A 12,870-nucleotide genomic window follows, 5' to 3' on the forward strand; every position below is an offset into this window, starting at 1 on the left:
TCATTATTGATTAAACTAAACTTATTTAGGTGTACAAAGTATGTAGGAATAAACTCCATGCAATTTTTTCAAACAAATATAGTTAAAAAATATAGCGCATATACATGAAACTTATGTATATGCGCTATGCATTTTTATAATTAAGTATTGATAGTTATTTATAAAGTAAATAATTGCTTCTAACTTTTTTAAAGTTTTCCAAGTCTTTTTTCCAAGAGTTTTTAATTTCTTTTTCAGAAATACCTTGTTCAATTTGTAGCTGTAATTTCTTAGTTCCTGCTAGTTTGGTAAAAAAAGCATTGAAAAAGCCTTTTTTAGGAGAGTTTGTATAAGCGTTTAATAACCAAGAAAGATTTAATTCAGCTAAGTAAGGAGTTTTTCTTAAGTCTTCACCATAACATAATTCACCTTTAAACTTAGGGTACTTAGCACCCTCGTTTGGTTGGGGAGTAAAACTAAATTTAGCATTAGCTATAAATGGAGAACCGTAAATTTGAAACTGCTTATCCGTTCCTCTTCCAGCAGAAACCTTTGTTCCTTCAAAAAAACATAAACTAGGATATAAGTTTATGGATGTATCATTAGGTAAATTAGGAGAAGGTTTTATTGGTAAGTTGTATTTGTAATCGTGTGTATAGTTTTCTAATGGAATTACAGTTAAATCACATTGGATTCCTTCTTTTAACCACTTTTCACCATTAATCATTTGTCCGTATTCACCAATAGTCATTCCGTAAACTACAGGAACAGGATGCATTCCTACAAAGCTTTTATGTTTAGGTTCTAATACAGGACCATCAATATAATGTCCGTTAGGGTTAGGTCTGTCTAAAACAATAACTGGAATATTAGATTCAGCACAGGCTTCCATAACATAATGTAAAGAAGAAATATAAGTGTAAAAACGAGCTCCTACATCTTGTATATCAAAAACGACAACATCAATACCCTTTAACTGTTCGGTAGAAGGTTTTTTGTTTTTTCCGTATAACGATATAATAGGTAACTTTGTTTTAGTGTCAATACCATCTATAACAGTTTCACCAGCGTCTGCTTTTCCACGGAAACCATGCTCAGGAGCAAAAACTTTTTGAACGTTAATTCCATTGTAATCATTTAAGTAATCAACTAAATGAAATTGAACTAACTTTGAACCCATTACGTTTGGAGCTACTTCGGCTCTTTGTAAAACTTCTAAAACTGATGTTTGATTGGCTACAATAGCAACGTTTTTACCTTTTAGTTTTGGTAAGTATAAATTAATTCTATCAGCACCAGTTCTTACTTGTAAAGTTTCTGTTTCTTTTATAGCTTTTTTGGTTTTTGATTTCTGTTGTTGAGCACAAGAGTTTAGTTGAAAGCTGATAAAAATTAAACATAAAAGGTGGTTAAAAGTTCTCTTCATTTAAATGTATGTTTTAAAAGATAAAGTTACAGTTTAAAAATCTTTTCGTAAGAAAAATAGTGGATAATTTAAACTATGAGTTTCTCTTACAATTTTAAAGCCAAATTTTTTATACAGCTTTAAATTCTCTTTGGTAGTAGTTTCTATAATACAAGGAAGTTGATTGTTTTTAAAATGTAAAAGCACTTCCTCAATGAGTCGAACACCAGTGCCTTTGTGTTGATGCTCGTTAAGCACACCCATAATAATTGGATGAATATGTGGTGTTTTTATATGATGTTTGTTTAATTCACGTTCTCTTTTAAGTACTTTAAACACATTAAAAATTCCAATAGTTTTAATGATTAAAAGAAGTTTCCAATAAGAGTTTTTTAAGGTTGTTTTTTGTAAATGTGGGTAGTTGATAAGTAGGCATGCTTTTTTATTGTCAGAAATAAAAACTTCACCAAATTCAAAAGAAGTTAAAAATAGATATTCCATTAAAAAACGAAGACGTTTATTTCTTTTGGAATCTTGTTTTACAACAAAGCTTATAGAATTGTCTTTTTTGATGTTGACAAAAGCACTGTATAAAATATCAGTAACTAATTCTTTGTCAGAAAATGAAGCTTTAATCATGATAAATAATATTATTTAAAGAAGAATTAATTACTTTTGGATTTACTTAAAAAAACAACAACTTTTGAATTTCGAATTATTTATAGCTAAACGAATTATTGCTGGTAAAGAGCATAAAAGTAGTATATCGTCACCAATAATTAAAATAGCTACAATTGCTATTGCGTTGGGTATTGCTATTATGTTAATATCGGTATCGATAGCATCGGGTTTTCAAAAGAAGATTAGAGATAAAATGTCTGGCTTTAAAGGGCATATTCAAATTGTAAATTACGATAATAATAATTCTGATTTATCTACAGTTCCAATTGATAAAAACCAAGATTTCTATCCCGAGTTTAAAAATATTGATGGAATTAAAAACGTACAAGTTTTTGCGAATGTAGGAGGGATTATTAGAACTCCAACCGATTTTGAAGGAATTATATTTAAAGGGGTATCGTCTGATTATGATTTTTCTTTTTTTAAAGAATATTTAAAAGAAGGACGATTACCTAATTTTAATCAAAGAAGAAATAAAGAGATACTAATATCAGAGTCGATAGCGAATCGATTAAATTTTAAACTGAATGATACTATTGAAACATTGTTTAGTTCTGAAAAAAGTAAATTAAAGCATAAAAGACGTAAACCTGTTATTGTTGGGATTTATAATACAGGACTAGAGCAGTTTGATAAATCTATATTAATTGGAGATATTAGAGAAGTACAAAGAATTAATAGTTGGAGCGATAATCAAATAGGAGGTTTTGAAGTTGTAATTGATGATTTTGATATGCTAGCGGAAAAAGGAGATGAAGTTTATTCAAATGTAGGAGCAACTTTAAATAGTAGTACTATTGTAGAAAGTAATCCGTTAATCTTTGATTGGATTAAACTTTTTGATAATAATGTTCGATTTATTATTGCAATCATGATTTTAATTGCGGGTATAAATATGATAACAGCTTTATTAGTACTGATATTAGAACGTGTTAAAATGATTGGTATTCTTAAAGCATTGGGAAGTGTTAACTGGAGTATAAGGAAAATCTTTTTATACAATGCTTTTTATTTAATATTGAAAGGGCTTTTCTGGGGGAATATTATTGGTGTTACCTTATTATTTATTCAGAAATATTTCAAACCTATAACATTAGATCCTGAAACCTATCACGTGTCTTCAGTGCCAGTTGAAATTAGTTTTTGGGTTATCTTATTGTTAAATATAGGGACACTTATCCTATGTTTTTTCATGTTAATAGTTCCGTCATATATAGTAACCAAAATACACCCTTCAAAATCCATTCGATTTGCATAAATTTGCAGCATAATTTTAGAAGATGAAATACGCAAAAAATATATTAGAGACTATTGGTAATACACCTTTAGTTCAGTTAAATTCAGTAACAAAAGAAGTAGATGCTTTAGTATTGGCTAAGGTTGAAACATTCAATCCAGGGAATTCAGTAAAGGATAGAATGGCGTTAAAAATGATTGAAGATGCAGAAGCAGATGGTCGTTTAAAGCCAGGAGGAACTATTATTGAGGGTACTTCAGGAAATACAGGAATGGGATTAGCTTTAGCAGCAATTATAAAGGGATACAAATGTATTTTTGTAATTTCTGACAAGCAGTCTAAGGAAAAGATGGATATTTTAAGAGCTGTAGGAGCGGAGGTAGTTGTTTGTCCAACAAACGTAGAGCCAGATGATCCACGTTCGTATTATTCAGTATCAAAAAGATTAGGAGAAGAAACACCAAACTCTTGGTATGTAAACCAGTATGATAATCCATCAAATGCAAAAGCGCATTACGAACAAACTGGACCTGAAATTTGGGAACAAACAGAAGGTAAAATAACACATTTTGTAGTTGGAGTAGGAACAGGAGGTACTATTTCTGGAACAGCTAAATATTTAAAAGAAAAGAATCCAAACATTAAAATTTGGGGAGTAGATACATATGGTTCTGTATTTAAGAAGTATCATGAAACAGGTATTTTTGATGAGAACGAAATATATCCATATATCACAGAAGGAATTGGAGAAGATATTTTACCTAAGAATGTAGATTTTTCTTTAATTGATGGATTTACTAAAGTAACAGATAAAGATGCAGCTGTGTATACAAGAAAAATAGCTTCGGAAGAAGGTATTTTTGTAGGAAATTCAGCAGGGTCAGCAATTAAAGGATTGTTACAATTAAAAGATGAGTTTAAAAAAGACGATGTAGTTGTTGTGTTATTCCACGATCACGGAAGTAGATATGTAGGAAAAATGTTTAACGACGATTGGATGCGTGATAGAGGATTTTTAGAAGAAGAAGTAACTACAGCTGAAGATTTAATCAAGTCGCATATTGATAAGCCATTAGTTACTGTACAAACTGAAGAATTAGTTTCTCATGCAATTGAAAGAATGCGTGATTTTAAAATTTCACAGATTCCAGTAAGAGACGCCAATGGATTTGTGGGGTCGGTAGATGAATCAACATTATTACGTAGCTACTTAGAAGATAAAAACATAGCAGATAAGCCTATTAAGGATGTAATGGGAGCTAAATATGCAGAAGTTAAATTAAACGCTTCTATTGATGAGGTTTCTAAGTTGATTTCTAAAGAGAATCAAGCAGTATTGGTTGATTTAGAAAATGGTAAGCACCACATTATTACTAAATACGATGTAATTAGCGCAATAAGCTAATTTTAGAAATATAAAATAAAAAAGCCCGTAATACTTACGGGCTTTTTTATTGTTAAGGAATTAATTCAAATTGTCCTTCTAATGTTGTGGTGGAGCTACCACCAATAAAAACTTTAAAATCTCCAGGTTCAGTAATGAATTCCCCATCATTATTATAAAACCCAAGAGTATTTTTGTCAAGAGTAAACTCTACGGTTTTAGTTTCTCCAACTTTTAATTCAATTAATTCAAATCCTTTTAACTCTCTTACAGGTCGTGTGTTACTACCAACCATGTCGCGAATGTATAGTTGAACAACTTCTTTACCGTCGTATTTACCAGTGTTGGTAACATTTACAGATACTTTAATAGCATCGTTTACTGACACTGATTCTTTACTAATTCTAAAGTTTGAATAGTTGAAAGTAGTGTAGCTTAGGCCGTGACCAAAAGGGTATAGAGGGGTGTTTTCAACATCAATATAGTGAGACCAGAATACGTTATTGTCTTTATCTATTGGTCTTCCTGTGTTTTTATAATTGTAGTAAATAGGAATTTGACCAACGTTTCTTGGAAAAGTCATAGGAAGTTTTCCACTTGGGTTGTAATCACCATATAAAACTTGAGCAATAGCATTTCCAGCTTGTGAACCTAGTTGCCAAGCTTCTACAATTGAAGGAATGTTTTCAGAAGCCCATCCAATAGCTAAAGGTCTACCGTTGTTTAATACAAGTACGATGTTTTTATTTACTTTATATATTTCTTCTAATAATTCTTGTTGAAGTCCAGGTAAATCTATGTCACTTCTACTTCTTCCTTCACCACTTTGAAAACCATGTTCTCCAAGTACCATAACTACTACATCCGATTTTTGTGCAGTTGCTATGGCGTGTTTGAACTCACTTTTATCCGTGTAATTTATTTTTACTTCGCTAGTGAAAGATGTTTTTTCGGTAATTAAATCAACTCCTTTACTGTAGTTCAAAATATTGTCTTTGTATTGTTGCATTCCTTCAAGAACAGATATAGAAGTGTTGTCATCAGAAGCAATACGCCAACTACCTAAAGGACTGTTTTTGTCGTTTGCTAATGATCCTATAAGCGCGATTTTTTGACCACTCTTTTTAAGAGGTAATAAATCGTTTTCGTTTTTTAGTAATACGATAGATTTTTTTGCTACATCTAAAACAGCTTCTTGATGTTTAGGATTGTATAAAGAGTTTTTTTCGTTTTCTTCGTTACAATATTTATATGGATCATCAAACAAACCTAATTCAAATTTTACTCGTAAAATTCTTCTAGCTGCATCATCAATTAAGGATTCATTTACTTTACCATCTTTAACCAATTGGGCTAATTCTTTTACATAAACATAACCTTCCATATCCATGTCAGAACCAGCAGTTACAGCTATTTCAGCAGCTTCTTTTTTATCTTTAGCATGCCCCCAATTAATCATTTCATTAATAGATGCCCAGTCAGAAACAACAAATCCATTAAAGCCCCATCCGTTTTTTAAAATGTCTCTTTGTAAGTAACTGCTTCCCGTAACAGGTACACCGTTAAGTTCGTTAAAAGAATTCATTAAAGTTCTAACTCCTGCATTAACTGCGGCTTTAAAAGGAGGTAGTACAACATTGTGGAGAGTAGAGGTACCAATATCAACAGTATTGTATTCTTTACCCGCTTCAGAAAAACCGTAAGCAGCAAAATGTTTAGCACAAGCAGCTATGGTATTTGACGATTTTAGGTCAGTACCTTGAAAACCATGGACTCTAGCAACAGCAACTTTACTTCCTAAAAAAGGATCTTCACCAGCTCCTTCCATTACACGTCCCCATCTAGGGTCTCTTGATATGTCTACCATCGGCCCAAAAGTCCAGTTGATTCCAGCAGAAGAGGCTTCTGTTGCTGCAACACTTGCAGACTTTTTTATAGCTTCTAAATCCCAACTTGCAGCTTCAGCTAAAGGTATTGGACTTAGTGTTTTGTATCCGTGAATTACATCAAAACCTATAATTAAAGGAATACCTAAGCGAGTTTCTTCTACGGCAATTTTTTGTACAGCTCTTACATTTTTTACACCTCTTACATTTAGCATTGAACCAATCCATCCATTTTTAAGGTGTTGGTATTTGGTTTCGGCGCTTCCTTCTTTCGGCGCTGGCCCAGTAAGATCCCAAAAACCATTATATTGATTCATTTGTCCTACCTTTTCTTCAACGGTCATTTTTTCTAAGAGGGAATCAATTTTTTTTTCAATTTCTGTGTTCATCATTATATCACCTTTCTTGTGTTGTTCATTTTTTGAATAACATCCAACAAGAATGATTAATGAGCTTACGATTACTATTGGAATAATAATTTTTTTCATGTTTTAACTTGTGGAATTATGTTTTGAACTAATGTTTATGGTATGCAAAATTAAAAGAAAGAGTGTTTGAAAAGTATACATAAATAATCAAAAGGTGGTATTTTTTTTAACTTATTGTTTTTTATGTGTTCTTAAATGACAAAATAGTATTATAAAACTTTTTGTATTCCTTTGAACTCAGTTTTGAACTCGCTAGGGGTGCAGTTTTTTACTTTTTTGAAGATTCTGTTAAAGTTGGCAATGTTGTTAAAACCACATTTAAAAGCGATTTCGCTAATGCTTAAATCGGTTTCTAATAAGAGTCGCGTGGCTGCGCTTACACGTGTACTGTTTAGGTATGCGATGAATGTTTTTCCTGTACGCTTTTTTATAAATCTATTAAAGGATACTGGGCTCATATTAATGAGTTCAGATATCTCGTCAAGAGTAATTTTCTTATGGTAATTCTCTTGTATGTATTCGTATATCTTTTTGATCCTATCGCTGTTTTCGAAGTTTTCAATATTAGAAAAGGTTGTAGATAGAAGCTTTTGGTTTCTAGAGGTGGAAAGGTCGTGTAGTATAGAGATGAATTCTATAAAGTAGTCAATTCCAGAGGTTTTTGGGAGGTTTTTTAGTCTAGGCATAACTTCTTTTGTGGTTTTTTCAGAAAAAAGAATTCCATGAATAGATCTATTAAACATATCTCTTATGGATTTGAAAACTCTTCTAGAAAGTAGTTTTTCGTCTAGTAAATCATTATGAATATGAACGGTTACTTCATGTATTTCTTTGTTGGTGCACTCGTGAAGTTCCCAACAATGTGGAAGGTTAGGTCCAACTAGTACTAGTTCGTAATCGGAAATTTTTTCAATATGATCTCCTATAATTCTTCTAACTCCAGCTCCTTTATGGATGAGGTTTATTTCATATTCGGGGTGGAAATGTAAGGGGAAATCAAATTCGTCTTTTACTCTATAATATACTAAAAAGCTGTCTGAAGGAGATAGTTGAGTAATCTCTCTGTGAATGTTGTTTTGCATTTTTTTTATGGTTTTATGGTTCAATAATATAAAAAATATATTACTAAATGACAAAAATATATTATTAAGTAGCTTTTTTAACGTATAGTTTTGTATCATCTAAATCCTTTTCGTAAACTGTAGACTAATTTGAGTAATCTTTAATTATTTACGAAGTCTTTAAAAAACGAATGAGATTATTAGTGATATAACAGAAAAATATAATTTAATTATTAATTATGAAAAACAGTTTTTTTAGAAAGTTAATACTTTTATCTGCTTTTCTTCTAAGTATTTATGGGTATTCACAAACCGTTAAAGGGGTTGTGACAGATAATTTAGGAGAGGTAGTAGGAGTAAATATTGTAGTAAAAGGTACAAACATAGGTGCAGTAACCGAAATGGATGGGTCTTATACAATAAATAATGTAAAGCCAGATGCAATTCTTGTTTTTAGTTTTGTCGGGTATAAAACAAAAGAGGTAAGTGTAAATGGAAGAAAGATTATAAATGTTTTATTAGAAGAGGATTCTAACAATTTAGATGAAGTTGTAATTGTTGGTTATGGAGCAAAAAAGAAAAGTTTAGTCACTGGTGCTATCTCTAGTATAGATAGTAAAGAGATAAAAAGTGTTTCTAGTCAAAGAGTAGAGCAAGTTTTACAAGGAAGAACCTCGGGGGTTACAGTTGTAGCATCATCAGGTTCACCAGGTTCTGGAGCAAAGATAAGAATTAGAGGTGCTGGTTCTAATGGTAATTCTGATCCATTATTTATCGTTGATGGAATGAAAGTGGCTAACTTAGATAATTTACCTCCAAGTGATATTGAAAATATTGAAGTTTTAAAGGATGCTGCTTCTTCAGCTATTTACGGAACAGAAGGTGCTAATGGAGTTGTAATTGTTACAACAAAAACAGGAAAAAAAGGAGGGTTAAAAGTTAGTGTTAATTCTCAATTTGTTTCTCAAAGTGTAAGAACAGATATGAAGTTAATGAATGCTTCTCAATTTGTTACTTATATGAATGAAGCAGGTCAAACAGGTGTAGTAAATAATGGTTATGATACCAATTGGATTGATGAAACATTTGTTACAGCTCCAATGTATAGAAATGATGTAAGTTTATCTGGGGCAGGAGAGAAAGGGTCGTATTATTTTTCTGCATCTAATCTGAATCAAAAAGGTATTGTAGGAAAAGATAATTCATCTTTTAAAAGAACTACCTTTAGGTTGAATCTTAAAGGAGAATTAACAAACTGGTTAGAAGTAGGGTTGAATGCTACATATTCTATAACTGATAAAAATGGTATTACAGAGAACAGTGATACTAGAGGGGTTATACAAAATATGTTAATAATTGATCCTTTAACTCCTGTTATATATCCTAATGGGCAAGTGCCTCAAACAGTAATTGATAATGCTACAAATAATGGAGTACCATTATTACTAGATGCTAATGGTAATGTATATGGATATCCAAGTTTTTCTACAGGAGAGGTGGTAAATCCCGTGGCGTACTCTAATGTGATGAATAGTAATGTTACAGATGCAACTCAATTTTTAAATACTACCTATTTTAAGTTCAAAATTTTAGAAGGTTTAACTTTTACAACTAGACTAGGGTTAGAGCAAAATACATGGAGTACTGTAAATACTAATTATCCTTATTATGTTTCTTCAGAAGCTCAAAATACAACTTTAACTAGATCAACGGCTGATGTTGAAAGTAACAGATGGTTATGGGAAAACTTTGCAACTTATACTAAAGAAATCGAAGAGCATAGTTTTACAGCTTTAGTAGGTTATTCAGCAGAGGATACTAAAACGACTACAAAGTTAGTAGATACTCAAGGAGTAAGTCCTTTTGTGCCAGTATACAGAAATAATTTAGTTTCAGCTTTCGGTAGATTGTCGTATGATTACTCAGGTAAGTATTTACTAGAAGCATCATTTAGAAGTGATAGATCAGATAAGTTTCCTACGAAAAATAAAACAGCATTTTTTCCAGCTGTATCAAGTGGATGGGTAGTTTCTAAAGAGAACTTCTGGAATGAAGATTCAAAAATTGATTATTTAAAAGTAAGAGCAAGCTGGGGACAAAATGGTAGCTGGGGTAATTTACCAGGTAATACAGATAAAACTTTTATGACTAGTTTTATAGGAGGTAATCCAATTAATTATTTAGGAGCTTTAGGGGCTCAGCTAACAAGTTATGCTAATGATAACTTAGTATGGGAAACATCAGAACAATTGGATTTTGGAGTAGATTTAAAAGCTTTTAATAATAGAATGAACTTTTCAGTTGACTATTATGTTAAGACAACAAAAGATTTGATATTGAATACTGGAGAATTAATAACACCAGGTTCTGCTGGTTTTCCATTTGGTGCGTTTAATGCAGGAACAATTGAAAATAAAGGTTTTGAATTTGAGTTAGGTTACGGAGATGAATCAGAAAGTGGATTTAGATACGATGTAAATCTTAATTTATCTACTTTAAATAATGAAGTAACAGAAGTATTATTTGTACCAGAAGGAACTTCAATAGTTGGAGCAAGTGCGCCGCAAAATAATGATGGAGTTACTCGATTTACAAAAGGATTACCGGTATGGTATTTCTATGGATACAAAACTAATGGTATTGACCCAGCAACTGGGCAAATTAATTTAGTAGATACTAATGGTGATGGTTCAGTAAATAACGCTGATAAAACAATGATTGGCTCACCACATCCAGATGTATTGTATGGAGGTAATGTTAGTTTAGGATACAAGAATTTCGATTTTAACGTACAGTTTCAAGGAACAATAGGAAATGATATTATGGCTACATATCATCAGCCATCAAGACCTATAACGAACAAACCAATACATTTTTACAATAATAGATGGACACAAGCAGGAGATAATGCATCTTTTCCAGCTGCGCAATACGCTAATACAGCATATGATACAGATTTAGTGGTTGAAGATGGATCGTATTTAAGAATTAAACAAATTCAACTAGGATATAGAGTTCCTAAATCTTTAACAGATAAATTACATCTTAACAATTTAAGAGTTTATGTGTCTTTAGATGATTATTTCACTTTTACTAATTATAAAGGTCTTGATCCAGAGATTGGAAACTTTGGAAATAATGATATCGGTGTAGATAGAGGTTATTATCCAACACCAGGAAAAGCATTGTTAGGACTATCATTAGATTTTTAATATTTATAAATTATGAAAAAACAATTTTTAACAGTTATAGCAATACTTTTAATAGGGGTGTTTGCTTGTGATAAAGATTTTACAGTAAATCCTCCACAAAATGTACAGGACTTAGAAACGTTCTTTTTAAAGGAGGAAAATGTTGAGTCTGCAGTGATAGGTATCTATGATTTAATGCAATACAATTATGGAAGAGATTGGCATAGTGCCTTTTTAGTAAAATTATTACCAGGAGATGATGCTAATGCAGCAGGAGGTAATTCTCAAGATCAACCTCAATTACAAGATATAGATGATTTTACAAATGTTTCGTCTTCAAATGCATCAATATCAAGTGTATGGGATTTGTTTTATAGAACAATAGCTTTATCTAATTTAGTGATTGAAAATATAAAAGATTCTAATTTAAGTAATAAGGATAGAGCATTAGCAGAAGCTAAATTTATGAGGGCATGGTGTTATTTTGAGTTAACTACAATGTTTGGAGATATTCCTTTACGTTTAACAGTACCAACAACACCAGAAGAATTTGGAATCGGTAAATCTACAAGAACAGAAGTGTATGCTCAAATAGAAGCAGATTTAACAGATGCAATAGCATCATTACCAGAAAAATCGGTGTTAGGAAACTCATTTAGGGTTTCAAAAGGAGCAGCAGAAGCTTTAATGGGAAAGGTTTTAGTATTTCAAGATAAAAACTCAGAAGCTATACCGTTTTTTCAAAGTGTTATTTCAAATTCATCTCACGATTTAGAAGCATCGCCAAATGATATTTGGAGTATTAATAAAGAGTTTGGTAGAGAATCTTTATTAGAAATAGGATATGTTTCAACAACAGGAAGAGATTGGGGAAATATAGCTTGGGGAGGAAGAAATGAGAGTAACTTACACATTCAGTTAATGGGGCCTAGAGGAGATGGTATTTTTGATGTTTCAGCGGTTAACTTATTAAATGGTTGGGGATTCAACTTGCCAACTAAAAAACTAACAGATGCTTTTATAACGGCAGGAGATACTAATAGAAAAGCAGCTACTTTAATGACAGAAGCTGAATTGATAGCTGCAGGAGGAAGTGTAGATCAATCAGCTGCTCCTGGAGGTGCTGTTTGGGATTATGAAGGTTCAATAAGAATAAAATATAGTACAAAATCAGAGGATACAAGTTCGGGTGGAGTAAAAGAATTGAATTATTCAACAAACTTTAGATTGTTCCGATATGCAGAAGTTTTATTGCTAGCTGCTGAAGCATACAATAAAACTGGACAAGATGCTGATGCAAGAACGGAATTGAATAAAGTGAGAACAAGAGCTGGACTTTCAGATGTTGATCCAACTTTGTCAGGAAACAATTTATTTGAAGCAATTGTTAACGAGAAGTTTTTAGAGTTAGCACATGAAGGTCAGCGTTTTTGGGATTTAGTACGTTGGGGTAAAGCAGCAACTGAGTTAGCAGGTACAGGATATACTCCTAAAAACGATTTATTTCCAATACCAATTACAGAAATTGACAAGAACTCTAAGTTAACGAGTGCAGATCAAAACCCAGGATATTAAAAAAAACTTTGTTTTATTATTGACTTAACTAGGTAGTTAATTG

General features: G+C 31.7%; 8 protein-coding genes. 4 read left to right on the forward strand and 4 right to left on the reverse strand.

What is annotated here, in order from left to right; genetic code table 11:
• Positions 1-154: 154 nt before the first annotated feature.
• Together Q0958_RS10610 and Q0958_RS10615 are read right to left on the reverse strand one after the other, a co-directional pair.
• A complete protein-coding gene (locus Q0958_RS10610) occupies positions 155-1,405 on the reverse strand; it encodes a DUF1343 domain-containing protein (protein ID WP_299122786.1) in 1,251 nt (416 codons plus the stop codon).
• 33 nt (positions 1,406-1,438) lie between these two features.
• Entirely contained in the window at positions 1,439-2,023 is a 585-nt protein-coding gene (locus Q0958_RS10615) for a GNAT family N-acetyltransferase (RefSeq protein WP_299122788.1), read from the reverse strand.
• Between the two features lie 64 nt (positions 2,024-2,087).
• Here Q0958_RS10615 and Q0958_RS10620 point away from each other — a divergent pair, with 64 nt between their 5' ends.
• Together Q0958_RS10620 and Q0958_RS10625 are read left to right on the forward strand one after the other, a co-directional pair.
• The gene (locus Q0958_RS10620; RefSeq protein ID WP_299122790.1) at positions 2,088-3,323 is read left to right on the forward strand and encodes an FtsX-like permease family protein; all 1,236 of its coding nucleotides are present in this window, start codon (positions 2,088-2,090) and stop codon (positions 3,321-3,323) included.
• A gap of 22 nt (positions 3,324-3,345) precedes the next feature.
• Positions 3,346-4,707: a pyridoxal-phosphate dependent enzyme gene (locus tag Q0958_RS10625; protein WP_299122792.1), complete on the forward strand. Its 1,362-nt coding sequence runs from the start codon at positions 3,346-3,348 to the stop codon at positions 4,705-4,707.
• Between the two features lie 52 nt (positions 4,708-4,759).
• Here Q0958_RS10625 and bglX read toward each other — a convergent pair whose 3' ends face one another.
• Both bglX and Q0958_RS10635 read right to left on the reverse strand, forming a co-directional pair.
• Positions 4,760-7,060 carry a beta-glucosidase BglX gene (bglX, locus tag Q0958_RS10630; protein ID WP_299122794.1) on the reverse strand — a complete coding sequence of 767 codons (2,301 nt, stop codon included), beginning with the start codon at positions 7,058-7,060 and terminating at the stop codon, positions 4,760-4,762.
• Positions 7,061-7,209: 149 nt separating this feature from the next.
• On the reverse strand, positions 7,210-8,082 hold the full coding sequence (locus Q0958_RS10635; protein WP_235274678.1) for an AraC family transcriptional regulator: 873 nt from the start codon (positions 8,080-8,082) through the stop codon (positions 7,210-7,212).
• A 218-nt stretch (positions 8,083-8,300) separates the two neighbouring features.
• Here Q0958_RS10635 and Q0958_RS10640 point away from each other — a divergent pair, with 218 nt between their 5' ends.
• Both Q0958_RS10640 and Q0958_RS10645 read left to right on the forward strand, forming a co-directional pair.
• Positions 8,301-11,273, forward strand: a complete 2,973-nt coding sequence (locus Q0958_RS10640) for a TonB-dependent receptor (RefSeq protein WP_299122796.1) — start codon at positions 8,301-8,303, stop codon at positions 11,271-11,273.
• 12 nt (positions 11,274-11,285) lie between these two features.
• Positions 11,286-12,827 (forward strand): RagB/SusD family nutrient uptake outer membrane protein, encoded by a 1,542-nt coding sequence (locus Q0958_RS10645; RefSeq protein WP_299122797.1) that lies wholly within the window; start codon positions 11,286-11,288, stop codon positions 12,825-12,827.
• Positions 12,828-12,870 lie beyond the last annotated feature (43 nt).

Origin of the sequence: uncultured Tenacibaculum sp., from assembly GCF_947499065.1 — a bacterium.
GTDB lineage: Bacteria > Bacteroidota > Bacteroidia > Flavobacteriales > Flavobacteriaceae > Polaribacter.